We start from the raw sequence: 20347 nt of genomic DNA, 5'->3' as shown, positions 1-20347 counted from the left end.
GGATAGGAAAGTTTTGAGCGCACAACCTTTCGACGAAATTGAATGGCAAACTTGCCTCGTCTCAGCGCTCGAACGCCTCTCCTCGATTCAAAAACCCTTCCTCGAAAACTATTGGCGAACAAACGGCTTTCCGACACAGAACACCTTTAACGGTCAGGACGAGACCCCTTTTCCGGCTGACGATCTCTTCGACCTCTACGAATCCGCACGACACGCCGAACAGTTCGGAAACACCGAATACTACAAACCTCTCCGTGCTGCCCTCAACACAGTGCGCGGGGTCTTACGCTCTCACCCGGTACTAGCCCATGCGCTCGGCCGGTTGATCGGCAACGATGATATTCATATCTGCGTCCTCAATGGCAGCTCCTTGACCGGATTATCCCAGATCATCGTCGGCCAGATGAAACTTAGGAAAGCCCGGAAAAAGCGATCCTTTGAAGAAACCGCCGCCGATTTGAACGCGTTCCTGCAACTTGCATCCGCAACACGTCCCTCCCCGCTTTCCAGTGATCTGGATCTTGGTATGGATATCGCCCTCTTTCACGGGCTTCATATCCGCGACAATGTCGAGCTTGGTGAAGGTTATGTCCTGATGCCCTACGCGCTGCTCACCGAATACGTCGACAAGGAGTGGCTTGAGGAATTTGCTCCCGATCACATGCGCAGCCGGCGCTGGCAGACGATCTGCGCCGTTGTCCATCCTTTCCGGTGGCAACCCTCGATCCGCCCCAAAAACTCCGAGCTAATGGGACCCCCACGGATGCCCCCGCCTTTGTTTCATCGGTGGACACAGGAGTTCGCGAACTTGTTAGCCGTGTGCACCGGCAAGCCCCTCACCTGGATCACTTCGATGGAAGGCGCTGTTCAACGCTCTGCATGTGACTTGCTTGGCGTCCCCCACCGTGCGGGAACCACCCACAGAGGCCGCCCCATCAATCATCTGTACGATCCCTTCCAGAAAGACGACATCACCGACACGGCGGTGATTGAAGAGACCCTGTCCCTGTTCGCAAAACGACGGGACACCGCTTACCCTGACCTCGCACCATGCATCCAACGTTTGGCCGAAGCGCTCAGCCGCGATGGTCGCTACGGGGAAGAAGACAAAGTTCTGGACCTGGCCGTCGTGTTTGAACGCCTGTTCAAACCCTCCCCCAAACGCATAAGCGGTGACCTGCAAGATGCGATCGCGGATCTGCTGGGAACCGACGATAATTCCAAAGACCTTCTCAGAAAGACCGTCAAACACTTCTACGACGTGCGGTCCGCGATCATCCATGGCCCATCAGATGAAAAGAAAAAGCGTCTTCGAACAGAAATGGGAGAAGCCAGCAGCGAGGGGTTCGAAATTGCTCGCCAATCACTCGTGAAGAAACTCGACTAACCGAAGGAAAGGTCACTACTTTAGACCTTGAGGCACACGCTTTGGGATATCATTTGCATGAACGGACAACCAAGGAGCGTGGTTTAGGCCGTATGATTTGCTGAAGCCTAGGTAAGTGGCCCTTGCGCCGTTGATCAAAGAAGTTTTTGTTCTTTTTTTGTTCTCATCTAGGCGCTACTATTCTGTTGATTGTTAGGCTCGCCCGACCCGACCGAACGATCAATGAAATCCGGAGCAATGCGAAGCTGCTACTATCCTGAGATGCAGAGCAGCGTCCACTTCCGCCAATGCTGGTTTTCAAAGGATATTTTCGAGCAAGAAAGGAAGGCTATTTTATGCAATTCATTCATAATGACCTTGGGAACAGGCAACGTGGAGAAATTGTTGAAATCAGTCTCACGAGCGGTGCAAATGTTCGCCTCATGAACAGTTCCAATTTTTCGAACTATCGAAACGGACGTCGCCACCAATTTATTGGCGGATTAGCACGGAAATCGCCAGTTCGCCTTCAAATGCCGAGCAGCGGTCATTGGCATGTGGCGATTGACATGCAAGGACTTCGCGGGTCAACGCGAGCGTCTGTCCGTATTCTTCCTGGCCCTCTCCCTGAAATTCGTGAAGCTCCTTTGGATTCCTTGCCTGAACTTGTACGTGACACACCACCGGCTGTTTCAGAAAGTTCGGAAGCTTACGATGTTTTCATTTCACACGCCTCTGAGGATAAAGATGCGATTGTTCGTTCTTTGGCAGAAGCCCTTCAGCAGAAAGGGCTTTCGGTCTGGTACGATGAATTTGCACTGAAGATTGGCGACAGCCTGAGAAGGAAAATTGATGCAGGTTTAGCCCGTAGTCGCGTTGGACTTGTTGTCATTTCGCCTTCTTTTATAAACAAAGGTTGGACGAACTACGAATTAGATGGAATTGTCACGCGCTCGGTCACCGGAGAGCAAATATTGCTGCCTATATGGCATGAAATCACGAAGCAGCAGGTGATGGATTTCAGCCCGTCGTTAGCTGATAAAGTTGCACGCAGCACAGCAATGCATACAGTTGACGAAATCGCAGATGAGATCTTTGATCTTTTGCGTAGCTAAAGCCTGTGCAGGCTATGCAATACTAATCTGGTTTGTATTTTCTACTTTAGTTACGTGTCCCTCGACACTGAGGATAACGCGAACACCCCCAAAACTGTCCATACCGCCCGGATCGCCGACGCATGACTGAGCCGCAACGCGGACAGTTTCGGACGTTGCCTGTCCCCGCCGAACGCGTTGCAGTATTTGCGCTGGAACGCGGCGTGTTTGTCGGCTGCGGCCTTGGTTGTGGTGGCGGCGTGACTGTCAGTGTCACCGTCGACGCCGGAACCGCCGCACCCAAAATCTTTAAGTCCTGTTCCGCCTGCCCCCGAGCTTGTAGAGCTTCTAGGAGTACTCGGTCACCACGTGCTTTGGCGGGAAGTGCATCAAGGCGGGCCTTCGCGTTCCGGAGTATTCCCAGACCATTGCGAATGGTGGATTCGAGTTTGGCTTTTTCGGCCGCGAAGCGTCCGCGCAAAGCCCGTTCATCCGCAACGTCCTGAGCATTCGGTGTTCGATCATACCGAAAGCGTGACTCAAGCCCTCGCCGCCATTCAACAAGCTTCTGGGTCGTAACCGCACCGAAACCTGGCACTCGCAAAACGTCGTGGCTGTTCACATCCGCCGCAGTCTCAATTCCGAAGGACACGAGAGTCGCTGTCTTCGCAGGACCAATTCCCGATATACCTGCCCGACGCACGGAGAACCGATCAAGATAGGCCTGTCGCTGGCGGGATTCACGGTTGGACTTCAAGACAACCAGCTCAGCGTTCAAGGCGACATCGTGCCCTTTATATGCCGCAATCGCTGCGTCGAGGTCGCCGCGCACTTTCACAACCTCAGTCAGGCCATTCCGTTGCAAGAAGGCTTTCAATTCACGCTGTACCCGCTCGTCAGCGCTTCTAAACGCCTGCAAAAACGGAGCTTCATTGATGCTACGGTCGGAAAGGGTGACCCATCCCCACCACGCGATGCCGATCCAGAAAATGAACGCAGCCGGCGCATATGCAAAGCCTGCGACCGCCCCTGCCAGTATGAGCAATCCGAAAAAAGTTCGTCCCTGTTTGCTGTTCTTGGCTGCAAGCAAGGTACTGCTTGCGCCTGAAGGTGCACCCAAATTGGGAAGAAGATCTGCAGCAGCAGGAAAACGAAAGGCCTGGATTTCTCGGATGGCCTGCTCCGTGCCTCGGGAATCCGACGGAATATTGGGCATAGCGACAGAGAAGTCGGGGAACATGTCGAAACCGTTGTTCGCCGCCATTCTGCACCAAACACAACCCTGCGCCTGTGTCGGGTAGAAATGCGTCTTCACCCGGCCGCAACGGTTCAAAGACGTTTCCAAGCTGGTAAGCGCCTGGATCCATTCAATGGCATTCGGCCTTTTTGCCGGGTTTACCCCAAAGGCATTCTCAAAGCTTTGAACAATCGACGCAGGAAATAGGTCGAGCGTCAGCGCGCCGGGTGGTGGTGACGTTTGCGTTGCAGCCTGACGAGCCAGCGAGAAAGCAAATCGGTTTTGTGCAATCGCATCACCCATCGAAATATCGGGGCCGCTATACCGCCCGGCATAGGGATGACGTCCCATGAACAGAAGATGGAAAATCGCAATTGCCAGGCCAAAATTATCGTGTTCGACGGTGCGCGTGACGTTGGCTAAACTCTTTCCGTGCAACTCGGGTGGTGTGAAGTCCGGGACGCCAACAACACAAGGGTATGACCTGCCGTTCAGTTGGAATTGAAAGCTATCCGCGTCAATCAGTGCGACGGTCGCATTCTGCGCGACCAGCACGCCCGAATGGTTCAGGTCTCCAATGATGCATCCCGTTTGATGGACCTTCCCGACCGCCCGCGCGACATTCAGAGCGGTATGCACCAGGAACCTGTAGTCGGCTTTCGGAAAGTGCTGCTGACGCGATTTCGGGCTGTACAACTCGTGCAGCGGTCGGTAGCCGGACACAAGCCTCATTACGAAGCCAAGAAAGTAGCCCTGACGGTCCGTCACGATGTCGCCGGGATAGGCTACCAGATCCGTTTGAACCGCGAGCTTTTCGCCCACCATCGCACGGACTTTTTCTTCGCGTTTGGAGCGTAAATTCGGGTTATAGATCTTGACGGCTAATCCGGCCTGGCCTTCTACGGCATAGACCTCGCCCTCCCCCCCTTTACCGATAAGTTCGGAGACTGAAGCACGGTCCTTTCCGATGACGATTTCTGGCACGGTCAGACTCCGGAAATCAGGAGCAGCGTCTTGTCATCGTCTGTGCGTTCGCAAACCGACGGACCACCGAGATATGAGGATAGTTTCACAGATAGGTCTCTAAGTCGCCCTTCGTCCTGCGCTGCGTCCACCGGACGTATCATCGGCTTGAAAAACCCTGTGTGGGCAACTTGATCCGCGTGTGACAACGCGAGATCGCCAACACCGTCTGAAAATACGGCAAAGGCATCATGCGTCCGAGGTTGACGCCGGATTGTCATTCGCGGCTCTGGATCGTCAGTCACAAAATACGTACTGGAGGCATATTCCCCGTTTTCGGGCCAGCAGAGAACGTCCCATTCATCGCCATTTCGACCGACAACCGCACTATCCCCGATGTGCAATGTCAACTCTTCTTCCGGGGTAACCAGAATTGCGGCCAAGGTTGCCGCAAACTGCCTTTGCGTACTCTCGCGCTGGCGAGCTATCGCGGCAATCTGATCTCTGAGTTCATCAACCCAGTCCGAGATCAGGTCATCGTTCGGCAAGTCGCTTTGCTGTTGAAAATGCTCGCGAAATCGGACCTTCAAAAATCGGCAGACAAGCCAGGCGCCAAAATGGCCGAATTCAGCGCTACCGGCGCCGTCCGAAACGATTGCAAGCAGACCATCTTCGCCAACCCGCGCAAGGGTATAGGCATCTTGAAGCCTGTCGCCATTCGCAACGTGTGATGTACCGATGACGGACGCGGACGCCCACTTCCACGCCACGTTTTTAACCTGCTACTGCCCAGCCATCGGGCGCTGTCGGATTTTCCAGAGGAACGGCATCGCCGGGATTAGAGCGCGAAACGGCGCTCAGCGAGCTGGAAAGCCACTTGAACAATTCCTTGAACGCCAAACCTTTGAGTTTCAGCGGTTCACGTGTAGCGATCTCACCGAGAACGCCCATGTCGGCATCTTCGACCCCGACCGCATAAAACATAAATTCCTTACGTTCTTCCCCCGCATGAACACGCTTTTTCGCTTCCGCCCAGCTATCGGTCGGGGCACCGTCCGTGATAAGAAAAACCCAAGGCCGGTAGTATTTTATGCCGTACTCGCGGTACCGGTCCTTGCGCTGGCGCAGCATGTCCAGCCCGGTGACAATCGCTTCGCCCATGGGTGTTGCGTTATCAGCTTCCAAAGTTTCCGGGTAAAAATGATCAACGGTCGCAAAATCCGACTTCACCTCGACAGGGCCGAAGGTAATCATCGCCAATTCAACGCGCTTGGCTGCCATGGGATCATTGAGCAATTCTTGGCGGAGAGTTGCCAAACCTTCGTTCAACTCGGAGATCGGCCTGCCCGACATCGAGTACGAGGTATCCAGCAGCAGAATAACCGGACATCTTTGCTCCGGATTTTCCGCGAACTCTACATCACTAAAAGGTTGTTGCTCGAACTCGTCCATAATACTCCCTAACAATCTATCGTCTAAGTAGTATTATTATGGGCAAACACACTCCGTGTTGTCGAGAAAATTCACGAAATTTAGAACGAGCTTACCTATCCCGCTCCCTCTCCGGCTCCCGCCTGAACAACTCCTCTTCCCGATCCCGCTTTCCAGTTTCCCGCTCGCGCGATCTCTCCAATGCGTATTCCAGATCCCACTCCTGCGTCACAAGACTGTGGTGGTCTCGCATGGCATCTGGGAGCTGCTGCAGGTGTTCGAGCGCTTTCTTGCGGTTTCCTTCTGCAAACAGACCTCCGCGTATCCAGCCAAAGTGCCAATGCCTGCCGAAAAACCCGTCATCCAGTTGCACCTTACGCACGACGTGTTCGATACCCCGCTTACCGACCTGTTGGCCGTAAGCACGAACAGCCCGGTCGCCATCCTCGAAGGTTTCGTGAAAGAGTCGAACAAGCCGCTCGGTGGCGATTTCACGCTTGGCACGTGTCTCTTCCAGAGATTGTTCAATGTAAGATTGTGACGTTTTGTTTGCCGACATGCCAATTCTCCCGCAAGATGGTTGCATGATCCGCTGGATTGCCAAACTGAAAAACCTTCCGCTGCTTCGGAAGGTCTTCCAGCGCGACCAGGAGCCGGAGCTGCCAATCTCCGAGTTTCTTCGCCAAAACGTCCTCACCGCAGCGAAGCCCTTTCCGAACGACAAGGTCCATCAGGAGATCATGGTGGAGAACGAGTTGTTCATGCGAAAAGTTCTCGGGAAACAAAAACACGACGCATAAACGGCTTAACCCAGCATCGGACATAGATCGAAAATTTAGCCAAAAGGCTTACAGATTAGATTGTTTACCTCTCCCGCAAAGCATGGGCTATCTGGTCGCGGATTGGTTTCACCAGGTAGCTGAGCACGGTCCTGTCCCCGGTCTGCAGGAACGTCTCGACAGGCATGCCCGGCACAAGGGCCTGGTCACCAAGTTTGGTGAGTTCGCTCTCATCGATCACAAGCCGGGCAACGTAGAAACTCATGCCCGTTCGCTCGTCCTGGTTCAAATCTGCGGAGATGGTCAGCAGCTCCGCATTCAATTCCGGCGTTGTTCGCTGATCGAAGCTGGGAAAGCGAACCCTCGCGTGTTGGCCTGGGGACATTTGATCGATATCGACCGGACGAACCTGGGTTTCTACGATGAGTTGGTCTTCACGCGGCACAATCTGCATGATGGTTTCACCGGGAGCGATGACACCGCCGATCGTGTGGACGGTGAGCTGATGCACATAACCGTTGCGCGGGGCCAGAATATCGACACGGGTCAGCTCGTCTTCCGCTGCGATCTTCTGTTCTTCAAGTTGCGCGATCCGGGAGCGGACTTCCTGCAGGTTTTCCAGGACTTCGGCCCGATAGGTTTCTTCGATTTGAAGGATCTGAATATGCCGCTCGCTGATCGCTTCCCTGGTGCGAGCGATTTGCGCAATCAGGTCTCCATATTCCCCGTCCAGACGCGCCTTTTCGCGGCGAAGCGCCGTTACGCGGCTCTTTGAAACGAGTTGCTTGTCCAGAAGGCCACCTAGATCACCAAGTTCTTCCCCGATCAGTTCAATTTCTGATGTCTTCGCGGCAACCTGCGCTTCGAGGCCTTCGGTCTGCTTGTTGAACTGACGGATCTGCTCTTCAAGCTGGTTCTTTCGGCCTTCCTTGGAATTTTGCCGGGCTTCCAGTAGAAGCTGCTGACCTCTTTCAACGTCACCAAGACTGGCGATCCGCTGTTCAGGCCATTCAATGGCTCGCAAGTCATCTCGTTCCGCCGCGAGGCGCAGTTCCTGCGCAGTCAGGTCAGTCAACTGTTTCGTGACGACTGCGAGATTGGCGCGGGTCACCGTGTCGTCCAGTCTGATCAAAAGATCCCCGGCCTCAACAACGTCACCATTTTTCACGCGGATATCACGAACAATTCCGCCTTCCCGGTGCTGGACCTGTTTGGTGTTGCTCTCAACGACAATTGTGCCGGAGGACACAACCGCTCCGGAGATTTCTGTAAAGGCTGCCCAGCCACCGATCCCGCCGATGATGACGATGGTCAATAGGAGCGCAAACAGCATGTGATTGCGCACCGTGTGACGCAGCATGTCGTCGGCGTTGGTAGAGCTGGTTTGTTCTGGAGCCTCGATCTGATCAGACATCGTCATCCCCTCGCACCGACACTGGTGCGCGTGTTGGGAACAGGCTGGACCACTTGCTTGAGCACTTCGTCCTTCGGTCCGAACCCGGCCATCTTGCCGTCTTTCAGGCAAAGGATCTTGTCAACCGTTGCAATTGCGCTTGGACGATGGGCTATCACGACGACAATGGATCCCTTGTCCCGCATGGCCTTGATGGCTCCCGACAGGGCTCCGTCGCCTTCTGCATCCAGGTTGGAATTCGGCTCATCCAGAACGACAAGGAAGGGATTGCCATAAAGTGCCCGAGCCAGTGCGATGCGTTGCCGCTGCCCAGCAGACAGCATGCGACCGCTGCGGCCAATAACAGTGTTGTAGCCTTCCGGAAGGCCGACGATCAGATCGTGCACATCAGCCAGCTGTGCCGCCTCAATGATGAGGTCAGGCGATGCATTTGTCCGGAACCGGGCAATGTTGTCGGCGATGGTGCCATCAAAGAGCTGAAGATCCTGAGGCAGATAGCCAATGAACTCTCCGCGTTTCGCACTCGGCCACTGGCCAAGCTCGGCCCCGTCGTAACGGATGACACCCTTGAGTGGCGCGAGAGCCCCCACCAGCGCCCGCGCAAAAGTAGATTTGCCGGATCCGGAAGGACCGATCACTCCAAGACCCTCCCCGACCTCAAGGTCGAGCGATACACCTTGGACAAAGGGCACGGTTTCACCGAATGGGCCGCAAAACACCTGCTCAACGGAAATCTTCTTTGTCGGCAACGGCAGATCCATCTTGTCGGCCTCGGTCTCAGCAACCGACAAAACCTCACGCAAACGCCTTAGAGATTGGCGGCAAGCAACAAACCCGCGCCATTGGGAAACGGCTTGCTCGATAGGCGACAGTGCTCTTGAGGTCATGATGGAAGAGGCAATCATGACGCCAGGTGTAATTTCCTGCTTGATTGCCAGCCACGCGCCGACACCAAGAATGGCTGACTGGAGAATGAAGCGGATGGTTTTGATCGCTGTGCCGAATAAACCTGTACGATCGGCAGCCCGCCGCTGGGTTTCCAGATAGTCGCTGTTCTGCGTCTCCCACCTTGATGTCAGGGCATCCTGCATGCCCATCGCGGTAACGACCTCGGAATTGCGCTGTCCAATTTCCACATCGGCGGAGCGACGCCCTGCATGGCTGGCAGCCTCTTGTGCCGGCGTCCTGGACATCAGTTCATTCAAGGCGATCAGGACAACGATCACCAATGCGCCACCAAGCCCCACAAACCCAAGGACCGGGTGGAATAGAAACACGATCCCGAGATACAGCGGCAGCCATGGAATATCGAAAATAGCCGCGGGCCCAGGTCCGGACAGGAATTGCCTTACCGTATCCAGATCCTGCACCGGACGCAGTTTGGCGGCCTTGCGTCCCAGGCGTACAGGAAGGACATTCGAGATGCGGTAGACGATCCCGGACAGTCTCGCATCGACCCGCTGCCCCAACCGGGCCAAGAGCCTGCTGCGCACACCCTCAAGAAGGCCGTAAAAAGCATAGAGCACTATGGCCAGCGCACCGATCGCCACAAGTGTCGGAATGGATCCGCTGGCAAGGACCCGGTCATAGACCTGAAGCATGAAGACAGGTCCGGTCAGCATCAGGATGTTGATGACGAAGCTGACGAGCGCGACACCCCAGAAGGCCGCATAGACCGGGCGGAAGGCCGAGGTAACCGGGTTCTCCCTCGACGCCTGGGAACCGGAAGAAGATTGCTTGGAGTTTGGCATGGGTTTCAAAGGTCTTCAGGGGGCCTATTCAGGCAGAATTCAGGGGGAACATGGCACTCAGACGTGCGAGAAGGCGCCCGTGGAGGGATATTCCTGAGGAAGAAGTCAGACGCTCCTCAAGGCTTGAAAAGCGTCTGACAGGTTCAGCTTCGTTTACACGAACTGGAAGTCATCCTGATGCAACTGACTAACGAGCACGTTCTGCAGAGTGATTGACGTATCGTCGTCAATCGCAATTGTCGTGTCCGTGCCATCGTCAGAGGCAGAAGCTATGACCGCCGCGATGTCCGCGAAAATGCCTGTTTCGAACTCCAGAACATCTGCCGAGCCAGCGCCTGCAGCAAAGTCGGTCACTGTATCATGGCCAGTTTCGGCCGCACGGAAGACAAAGGTGTCCGACCCCGCTCCGCCGGTGAAGATGTTGTCTCCAACTGTGCCAGCGATAATATTATTACCGCTACCGGCAATGAGATTCTCGAAATTGACGATACTTTCCTGATCGCCATTCGTGAAAGTGACCAGACCAGCTGCCAAGTCGAAGTTTATGTTGCTAGAGGCGTAGGTAAATTCGAGGGTGTCGGTACCGTCCCCCCCGTCAAATGTATCTGCACCACCATTGCCAATGATAATGTCATCGCCGGCGCCGCCATAATGGGCATCGTCACCGTCGCCCCCGTTGAGAACGTCGTTTCCGTCGCCTCCGTGGAGGGCGTCGTTGCCTGCGCCGCCCGACACTGTGTCGTTTCCGGCACCCGCGTTTATGACATCATTTCCATTGCTGCCATTCAGGGTGTCGTCACCAGGAGTTCCAGTATTGAGAACTGTCAATAGATCGGCGCGGTTCCAAATCGTACCGTCGGCGAAGACGACTTCTTCCACACCTCTAGAATAAAAGTCGTTCAAGGAGTTTTCCAGCAGAACTGACCCGCCATCACCAGTTCCTGGAGCACTTTCAGAGATGACGATTGTCACGTGATTGCCATTCAATGAAATGCGAACTTCATTGGGATTAATGTCCTCGAGAACCAACGTATCGTTAGAACCGTTGCTGATCCCTTCTGAGATCGTGTCGTGGCCATCACCTCGCTTGTAAATGTAGGAGTCGGAGTAGCTACCACCGTCGAGGTAATCATCGCCCGCTCCACCACGAATGGTGTCTGTGCCACTGTATCCGTAGACGGTATCGTTCCCGGCACCGGCATCAATTGTGTCACCGGCGGCATCCCCAAATCCATAGATGGTGTTTTCTAGGCTGTAGTCGAAACTCTCGAAATACTTCGACTGAAGAGCGGAACGGTTCCATTGGGTTCCGTCAGCAAATTCAATTAATTCGACACCGCTGTCTGTAATACTCTGGAATTGGTACTTGAGCAGAATGGAGCTACCGTCGCTGAACGTAAGTGTCGCTTCGTTCAAGTCGCTTGTGCCACGGGTGACAATGACATCACTTTCCAGAATGCCGCTTCCGAGGATTAGCTTATCCGCGGATCCATTGCTGTAGTTTTCGACGATGGTATCGTTTCCATCCCCTAGGTCATACAGGTACGTGTCTGAGTATTTTCCACCATCGAGGTAGTCGTCCCCCGCCCCACCTCGGATGGTATCTGTGCCACTGTATCCGTAGACGGTATCGTTCCCGGCACCGGCATCAATTGTGTCACCGGCGGCATCCCCAAATCCATAGATGGTGTTTTCAAGGCTGTAGTCGAAACTCTCGAAATACTTCGCCTGAAGAGCGGAACGGTTCCATTGGGTTCCATCAGCAAACTCAATCAGTTCGACACCGCTGTCTGTAATACTCTGGAATTGGTACTTGAGCAGAATGGAGCCACCATCGCTGAACGTAAGTGTCGCTTCGTTCAAGTCGCTCGTGCCACGGGTGACTATGACGTCACTTTCCAGAATACCGCTTCCGAGGATCAGTTTATCCGCCGATCCATTGCTGTAGTTTTCGACGATGGTATCGTTTCCATCGCCTAAGTCATAAAGGTAAGTGTCCGAGTAACTACCACCTTCAAGAGTATCATCTCCAAGCCCCCCGATGATGGTGTCGGAGCCACTATACCCGTAAACTATGTCATTGCCGGCGCCCGCATACAGGAAGTCGTTTTGCCCGCTGAACCCATAAATAGTGTCATCCCCCTCAGTCCAGGCGTTGTCAGCGAGTTGAACGGCCAAGTCGTCCGCGGTCCAAACGGTACCATCGGAGAATTTGAACAACTCGATACCGTTGCTTGGCAGCAATGAGAATTGTTGTTCCAGCAGGATCGTACCGCCGTCACCGAATGTTAGCAGAATATCTTCGAGATCACCTGGGGTACGGGACACCGTAATATTGCTTGTTGTGATGCCTGCCCCAAATTCAAGCGTGTCAGCTAACCCATTCCCCCAAGCCTCAATGATACGGTCATGACCATCTCCAAGAGCATAGCGATAGGTGTCATCGCCCTTCCCGCCGTACAGCGTGTCATCCCCGAGACCGCCGATGAGGACATCATCACCGTTCTGGCCGTAAATAGTGTCATTGCCTGCCCCTGCATCGATGACATCTGCAACCGAGAATCCGGACACGACATCATCGCCGCCCGTGACCCCGTCTTGAAGGTACTTGGCAAAGAGGTCTGAGGTTTGCCAGACAGTCCCGTCTTGGAAGTGGAATTCCTCGACAACGTTGAATAGCAACGACCCGGAGCGATAATCTTCGATGGTGATGCTATCGTCGACGCTCAGGGAGAGTTTCAGGTCTCTGAAATTGTTGTCAGCCCAACTGACAGTCACATTTGCGACTGTAATACCGTCGCCAAAGACAATCTTGTCGGTGTTGTCGATGAAAATAGAGACTTGTTGGTCAATAATTCGGTCGTGGCCGTAGCCAACGCCGAAATGATACGTATCGCTGTATTCACCGCCATAGTAGGTATCGTTGCCAGCACCGCCATCGAACACATCTTCTGAGGCGAAACCATAGAGAACATCATCACTCTCTGTCCCTTGCAGTAACAGAGGTTGGATGTCCCAAATGGTCATTGTCTGGCCATCCGCGAATTCGAATTGTTCTATATCGAATTGACGGTGACCAAAGTTGTTGTAGCCGAACTGATCTTTGATTGTAACTTGGCTACCGTCCACCAGGGTTGCGATCAGGTCGTGAGACGATCCATTTCGGGACCAGACGACGTCGTCTTTGCCAATCCCCTCACCAAACAGCAATCGGTCGTTATCATTTGTAAAGACCGACACGAAACCGTCGTAGATGACGTCTTGTCCATAGCCAAGACCGAACAGATAGGTGTCGTTGCCATCTCCACCGTTCAGATAGTCGTTGCCAGCACCACCGTCCATGACGTCATCGCGCCAGAACCCATAGATGGTATCGTCACCGTCTGTGTGTTCCAGGAAATGATTATAGATGTATTCCTGGTTCCAGTAGGAGCCATCGGCGAATTCGATTGTCTCGATCGCGCGAATGTGGCTCCCGGAGGTATTAAGACCGTAGAACTGGCCCTGAATAGTGAACTGACTACCATCAGACAGCTTTACAACGAGATCGGCACTGTTGCCGTCACGTTCGAGAGTCAGATCGTTTTGGGTTACAGACGCCCCAAGCTGAACCTTATCAACGCTGTCGAAATTGAGGTCGAGAATACCCTCATCGAAAATGTCAGAGCCGTAGCCGAAATCGAAGATGTAGGTGTCGTTCTTGTCGCCGCCACTCAGGAAGTCGTTACCAGCTCCGCCGTCCAACACGTCATCGAAGGTAAAGCCGTAAATGACATCATCACCATCGGTTTTTCCCTGGCTAACAAGCTCCCGCATGATGTCGGCATGGTCGAAACCCTGATCTCCCCCTGTAAACTGGAAATACTCGATCCGTTCGATCCAAATTTCCTCTCCCAGAGCGAGACCGCCGTTAAACTGGCCTTTGATGGTGAGAGTGTCGCCACTCGAGGTATTGATGATCAGGTCGCTACTATTGCCGTTTCTGTAAAACGAAATGTCGTCCCGGGAGAACCCTGCGCCGAACTGCACGAGATCCTCTCCCGGTGACAGCACATTCATTTGGCTATCGCGAATGGTGTCGTTTCCATAGCCTACATCAAACCTATAGATGTCAAAGCCGTTGCCCCCTTGCAGGAAGTCGTCGCCGGCACCTCCGTCCAGAACATCCATGTGATCTGTGCCAATCAGGCTATCGTCGCTCTCGAGAGGATGAGAAACGGCTTGGGCTATTTCTCCCTGCCCCCACACTTCGCCATTTGCAAAGACGATTTCCTCAATGCCTTGATATGGGCCGACCATCCCCCCAAAGAGGGAGTAATTCAGATTGTGGAATTGTCCGGTCACGCGAACGGTGTCACCAGTTTCGATAACCGTGAGGATCAAATCCTTGTCTTCACGCGTTGCGATTATATCGTCTGGCGTCAAATGGGCAAAGCGGATCGTATCGAAACTGTCACTGCCTTCTTCATAGTCATTTATAACGTCATGACCAAAATTCTCACCGAAGACAAATACGTCGCTTCCAGATTTGCTTTCGACAACATCATCTCCTGAGGACATATAGAAGATCTGATTGTCGTTGGTGCCAGTACGCTCCCCAGAACCGTAATCGACTACGTCTTGTGAAATGCCGAGACTTTCAGCTGCTACAGCAAGACTGACCGGAAGCCCGATTGTCTCGTAGGCTGCCACAACATTTGTGAACAGGAACGGTTCGGTGATCCGGTTGCCTCCAGGCCTGTCATAGTCGGAAAGAAGTGTGTCGATCAGCGGCTTCCAGGCATCGAGCCAGGCATCGGTGCCAGCGGCGTCACTAGGTGAAGCTTCAAAGATCTTTTTGAAAAAAGGGATAAGTTCGTGGTCTGTGGTGGGTGAGAACCTGTCTGTTTCGACAGAATATTCCACTCCGACAAAGTAATCTTTCAGCCCCCCTTGCATCGCCAGGCGAAGCGCAAGCTGTTCAACGAGAAGTTCGGTGCGCCCCAGCAAGTTACCGAGACCTGCAATGGCGGATCCCGTTAAAGCCTCCGCGCGGTCGATCGGGATGTCTTCGCCGAAATACCGCTCCATGAAGTCGAGTTCGTCACTGGAGACGATTTCCCAGGAGACCTCCTCTCCGCCAGGTTGATGAGCCATGACCTGCTCGAAGGACGGATAGTCGATGATATCGCCGTTTTCATCGGTGATTGTCGTGCCACCTGCTCTCTTCCAATAGGTCACGGTTTCTGTGGAACCGTCCTGATGAGTAATTTCTTCCGTGACGTGGATCGCGAAATCAATTGCTTCGACGCCACTATCCGATCGATTGATCAGTACTGGCGTATCAGGATTGGGGCCAAAGGTTTGTCCTGCGGGTGGGGCTTGCATCCAGGCCGTCAATATGGCGAACGCGCGTTCTGTCAGCAGATCGGTATCGACCACGTTAAGTGTTGGCAAAACGTTGTTGATTGTCTGCGCCAGTGATCCACCAGCTCCATCCAGCGTGATCGACACTTGGAGATCAGCGAGCGTGCCGTGCCCTTTGAGCTGCGGCATGGTCGCAGCGACGCCCGTGTCGATGGAGGTATCGCCTGTAAAGGTGGTGTCGTAGTTGTTGACACGGAATTCCACGTCTCCAACTGTCCCGGTTGAGCCATCTCCGCGTGTAAAGCTTCCGGTGCGTGCGACAACATTCGAAGCGTTCTGACTACCATCGTCGGTCGCCGTCAAGTTGATTGACGCGATGTCGAGTTCGGCAAGCGTAAATAGCTCGCCTTCGTCTGTGACCGCATCACCATCAAGGTCCCGCCAGATTCGAAGGTCGGAATAAACCGCGTCCTGGTTGTCAATGACACCGTCTTCATTCAGATCGTAAGCAGAAAGCGCTTCAAATCCTGATTGGCCGGCTCCGCCAAACAGTTCGTTGATATCGTCGATGTTGCCATTGCCGTTTGCATCGAGAGCAAGGAAACCGTCGTCAGGTGAAACCCATCCGCTATGTTCCGCAAATCCATCCCCGTCCATGTCAAACATAGGGCTGACACCTGTGACCATAGCAGAGAGTTCGAGCCCGTCGCCGTCGAGATCGAAGACGAGAGGGTCAACGCCCCCTACGGCGGCGTCGGAAAAAATATCTTTGATGAGAGCATGCAGGTAATCCCACATACTCATTTGCCCTGCGGCACCGATCCCGCTTTCGGGAAAATCGGCAAGTCGCCAAGAGTGGAATTCAAATTCTCCTGTGCGAATGCCGGCTGTCAAATCCGCGGTCGCTGCGAGGGGGTTGTTATTGTAATTGGCGATGTAAAGGAAACTGTCGTCGTCACCGTAGCTTGAAGTGATATCGCCTACAGCTATTCCACCATCGCTGGTTAGACCTACTTTTACCGCCCCACCTTTTGCGTACAAAAACGCACTTTCTGAATCGACATGGCGCAAATAACTACCCGATGTCGAAAGAAAGCCGTAAGCAAATACGGTATCAAATCCGTCAGCCTGTTGGATGAGCGCACCACGTGTATTGGCTAGGTCAACCGCATCACGGTCACTACTTCCGCCAGGACCAAGATTGATAACAGTCCCTTTTCCGGCTCCGAGCACCAGGTCATGTCCATCGCCCAGATTAACGGTAGCGGCACCAACCACGGTAACAACGTCATTTCCGGAACCGGTTTCAACCAAAACCTCTTCAGCCTCTTCACCAAGGGACTGCAGCGCCGTAACATCAACACTATTCGTAACATTTACGATATCTTGACCGGCACCTGTGTTGATTTGGAGGACAGACCCTCGGCTTGTGTCATCGCTGGCGCTGATGATGTTGAAGACATCATTTTTCGAGGTAAGATTAAACGTCTCAAAGTTTGTGAAGGTCAGGTTCTTGTCATCAAGTTTCACGCTACCCACACCGTTTGAGGTCAAGGTAACACCTTCTGAAAGAGCCGAAAAATTGATCGTATCAGTATTTTCCTGATCGCCACCGTCTATGATCAACTCAAAGTCTTGAGCAGCAATCTCAAGATCTTCAACGGTAACAATATCGTCTAGATGTCCTAGAAAGAGTTCGTCGATAGAGTAAGCCGTGCTACCTATCTCTTCGCCTGTTACAGCGATACCGTGCAAACTACTTTCATTTTCCTGAATAAACGATACAGTTAGTGCGCGACCAATCTGTGTAAAATCCAACCGGTCCACTCCGGCATGCAGCTTGCTGGCAAGATCGCCACCAAAAATTATATCATTGCCGGTACTTCCGAAGATAACGTCATTCTGGGCGCCACCAACGATGAGGTCGTCACCTTCTTCACCATCAAATTCATCTACTCCAGCGCCACCGATGAGAAAATCCTTTCCTGCTCCACCTACAAGATTATTTCCATCGTCACGTCCAATAATAATATCGTCAAGAATACCACCAATTAAATGGTTGTACCCTTCTCCTCCAAAAATTATATGTGACTTACTTGACCAAGTTGGAGCGAGTTCGTGATCAATGCTTGCGTCAAAAATCAATCCACGGCTGTCTTCTCCAGCCTGGGCCACAACGATTTCCCAGTCGAGATTGAGCGTAATTGTACCGGCAACAAATAAATCTCGTATCAAATTTAAATCGTCTGCAAAATTTGAGATGTGTTGAGTGCCCTCAAACCAATCAGAAAGCGTATTTCCAAAAACTATATCGTGAACGTTATCTATATCGCCTGAAATCAATACTTTAACGATTTCAGACTCGATATCTGTGACACCAAACGCTTGCGTAACACCGCTGTCTAACTTCTCTACAAATACTGGATCTTCAGAATTACTATCTCTATTGACGTCTATTGCCGACTTATTAAAAATTACAGCATTCTCGTTATCGCCAGCGAAATAGTAGGTCTTTTCTTCATCGGTGATCTCATTCAGCTCAGCGAACCTAGCTTTAAAGGCATCCACTGTAGTTTGGTTCTGTAGGCCATCGCGTATAGTCTGCAATCCAAGCTTGACCAAGCCAGCATGCAAAGACAAGACATCCGAACCAAGTGCATTTCCGGTTGCCTCTTTCAAGCCATCTGCCGCAATACCAGCGCGCATCCTTTCGCCGAAAATTTCGTAAAAATAATCGTAAAAATCATTATTTTTATTAATTGTACCATTTGCATCAACATCTATCGTTTGAATTAATGCACGCAGAAGTATACCTACATTCGCCCCCGAAGGCTCCAATTTACTTGATACATTAATATCGGCTCTCTCGTGATCCTGTGCCCCCGCAATACCAGTGTGAACCAGCATACTGTCCCAAAATGCTTCATCTGTCTGATAAAGATAGGATATATTTCTGTCTTCACTTTCTGCAGTTACTGTTGCAATTGCGTGCAGAACGGAAGAATGAAGACCTGTAGTTACGCTTAAAACGTCAAAAGCAGCTACTGAAAGATTAACCCCTCCATCTGGGCCGAAGGAGTAAGAAATATCTTCTCCTGTGCTTATTATATATTCCGCTCCAAGATTAAATATATCTCCAAATCCTAATTTATCTGCAATTGCTTCATGGCTTAATATTTCCCCCTCATTACGTATTGAAATTTGACTATTATCAACATTCTGTTGGTACTGTTGAACAAAAATTTGATAATTGTCGGAATAATACTGCTTAAAAAAATCTACTGAAGACTGGCTATCACTAGAGAACACTAGTGTCGGGTCAACCCTTGCATTCAGAACCCCACCCCAAAGTGAGATAGACGAAAAATCGTCAACAAAATTTCCCGCTGAGATCAGGTTCTCAAAGAAGTAATAAAGTACAACTTTTTTCTCATATAAATCAAGATTATTGAAATCATCAGTAAAAACACTTTCATCGAAAGTCGTTAAAAACATTTCCGCTGCATTCAAGCGTGCAATTTCGTTAATTTGCTTCCCAAAAAATGCCGCAGCATAAGTAATTGTCTTGAGGCCAGTAACAGCGCCAACAACCCCAGCAAGACCGCCACCTAAACTTTGCCCTGTAACGACAATATTGTCGTCGTTGCCAACGGCTTCCCGTACGGCTTCGGCAACCTCGAGCGCGTTAAAAATCTGAGCATTTCTATCGATGGTTCCCACACCTTGGGCGCCATTCCAATACCAGTCTGCGTAATTGATCGCACGCGATGGGTCCTGGAAATCACCAGGTTCAGCCTCAACTTCGCTGCCTTGCGCATGCCACGCGCCAGCCAAAACCGGTCCGAGAATGCTTCCATAGGAAGCATCGGAACCTCGGAAAACAATATAATGAATCCCGCCAATTTCGACGACACGTGCAACAAACCCATTATCATACCCAGAGCCGTCAGCTGCATCGACTGCATAGACGTATCCGTTATCAAATTCATACCTTCGATTTTCGAGTGCAACGTCCTCTGGGTTCAGTATATCTTGAAAACCAGAGTAAGAACGTAGTTCTTTGTCAAATAGAGTGTGGAAGTCACCATCAGTAATCTCAATGTCAAGTATATTTCTTCTATAAACCTGCTCGGCCAACAAGGAAGTAATTGCTTTGTCTTGAAAAGTGAAGTTAACCGGCGAGGTAACTGAGGCTGAAATCGTTGAGAATGAGTTTTCTTCGCCTGCAATAAACAACCTCTGTTCTGCAATATTTAGTTCTTGCTCAGTAACGTTTTTTGAAAAGTTACTCCTTTCGCTAACCGCGTCAAATTCCAAGATTTCAAGCGAAGCTCCATCATTTTTTTGGTAAATCTTCCCTGATTTGCTGGTACTGTATTTGACCAACACCGGTTCAGGATTAGCAGCGTTTATAACACTTCCGTCAACCGCATTGTCCTGGAGTTTATTTCCGCCAACATGGCTCTGTGCTTCCGCACTGAAGTCTGACACTTTTATAGGAGCAATTGAATTCTTCAAGTGAACTTCGTCGTGAGATGAAGGTGCAGCTGCTTCAGCAGTTACAAGAGAACCACTATCTCGGAATACGGGTGTATCGCTGTAGTCTCTTTCGGAATCCTTTGTGATATTACGTTCAGTAGTATCATTCGAGTTTTGCGTAGTTCGGCCAATATTTTGGTCTGTAAAGTCATCTGAGAAAGTATGTCGCAAAAGATGTTCTATGTTGGCAAAAAGGAATTTGTTTTTCCGGAATAACTCTTCCTCTCTGCTCTGATAAGCGGGAGTATAGAATATTTGAAACGAACTCAGCATTCGACTATCTATTGCATTGTCAAATCGGATAAAATCTTCTTTGGAAAGAAAATTACCAGAGGTTTTTCCATATTCTGAGTATATCAATTCGTAATTTGGAAATATCTCTTGAGTAAGTGCGCTTTTTTTCGAAGACTTAAGTGTAAACATGGAC

The 20347-nt window shown here is 51.7% G+C and carries 10 protein-coding genes; 3 read left to right on the top strand and 7 right to left on the bottom strand.

What is annotated here, in order from left to right; genetic code table 11:
* The first annotated feature begins 13 nt into the window (after positions 1 to 13).
* Positions 14 to 1387 (top strand): HEPN domain-containing protein, encoded by a 1374-nt coding sequence (locus FIU93_RS17630; RefSeq protein ID WP_152506334.1) that lies wholly within the window; start codon positions 14 to 16, stop codon positions 1385 to 1387.
* Between the two features lie 287 nt (positions 1388 to 1674).
* On the top strand, positions 1675 to 2481 hold the full coding sequence (locus FIU93_RS17625) for a DUF1883 domain-containing protein (protein ID WP_209010154.1): 807 nt from the start codon (positions 1675 to 1677) through the stop codon (positions 2479 to 2481).
* Between the two features lie 46 nt (positions 2482 to 2527).
* Here the strand turns inward: FIU93_RS17625 and FIU93_RS17620 are convergent, their stop codons facing one another.
* The 4 genes from FIU93_RS17620 to FIU93_RS17605 all read right to left on the bottom strand — a co-directional run bounded on the left by FIU93_RS17620 (position 2528) and on the right by FIU93_RS17605 (position 6650).
* Positions 2528 to 4681, bottom strand: a complete 2154-nt coding sequence (locus FIU93_RS17620; RefSeq protein ID WP_173017351.1) for a topoisomerase DNA-binding C4 zinc finger domain-containing protein — start codon at positions 4679 to 4681, stop codon at positions 2528 to 2530.
* Between the two features lie 2 nt (positions 4682 to 4683).
* Positions 4684 to 5430, bottom strand: a complete 747-nt coding sequence (locus tag FIU93_RS31885) for a PP2C family serine/threonine-protein phosphatase (protein WP_152506332.1) — start codon at positions 5428 to 5430, stop codon at positions 4684 to 4686.
* A 4-nt stretch (positions 5431 to 5434) separates the two neighbouring features.
* On the bottom strand, positions 5435 to 6112 hold the full coding sequence (locus FIU93_RS17610) for a VWA domain-containing protein (protein ID WP_152506331.1): 678 nt from the start codon (positions 6110 to 6112) through the stop codon (positions 5435 to 5437).
* A gap of 91 nt (positions 6113 to 6203) precedes the next feature.
* Positions 6204 to 6650: a hypothetical protein gene (locus FIU93_RS17605; protein WP_152506330.1), complete on the bottom strand. Its 447-nt coding sequence runs from the start codon at positions 6648 to 6650 to the stop codon at positions 6204 to 6206.
* Here FIU93_RS17605 and FIU93_RS17600 point away from each other — a divergent pair.
* Positions 6637 to 6891 (top strand): hypothetical protein, encoded by a 255-nt coding sequence (locus FIU93_RS17600; RefSeq protein WP_152506329.1) that lies wholly within the window; start codon positions 6637 to 6639, stop codon positions 6889 to 6891. The two genes, FIU93_RS17605 and FIU93_RS17600, sit on opposite strands and share 14 nt — an antisense overlap.
* A 64-nt stretch (positions 6892 to 6955) precedes the next feature.
* On the opposite strand, the gene FIU93_RS17595 is transcribed toward FIU93_RS17600, so the two are convergent.
* The 3 genes from FIU93_RS17595 to FIU93_RS17585 form a co-directional block, all read right to left on the bottom strand.
* Positions 6956 to 8284: an HlyD family type I secretion periplasmic adaptor subunit gene (locus FIU93_RS17595; protein WP_152506328.1), complete on the bottom strand. Its 1329-nt coding sequence runs from the start codon at positions 8282 to 8284 to the stop codon at positions 6956 to 6958.
* A 2-nt stretch (positions 8285 to 8286) separates the two neighbouring features.
* Positions 8287 to 10035 (bottom strand): type I secretion system permease/ATPase, encoded by a 1749-nt coding sequence (locus FIU93_RS17590; RefSeq protein WP_152506327.1) that lies wholly within the window; start codon positions 10033 to 10035, stop codon positions 8287 to 8289.
* A gap of 153 nt (positions 10036 to 10188) precedes the next feature.
* On the bottom strand, positions 10189 to 20343 hold the full coding sequence (locus tag FIU93_RS17585) for a calcium-binding protein (RefSeq protein ID WP_152506326.1): 10155 nt from the start codon (positions 20341 to 20343) through the stop codon (positions 10189 to 10191).
* Positions 20344 to 20347: the final 4 nt, after the last annotated feature.

Origin of the sequence: Labrenzia sp. THAF35 (genome assembly GCF_009363595.1) — a bacterium.
Taxonomy (GTDB): domain Bacteria; phylum Pseudomonadota; class Alphaproteobacteria; order Rhizobiales; family Stappiaceae; genus Roseibium; species Roseibium algicola.
Note: the sequence above shows the minus strand (reverse complement) of the source record. Positions and strands in the feature narration are given on the sequence as shown.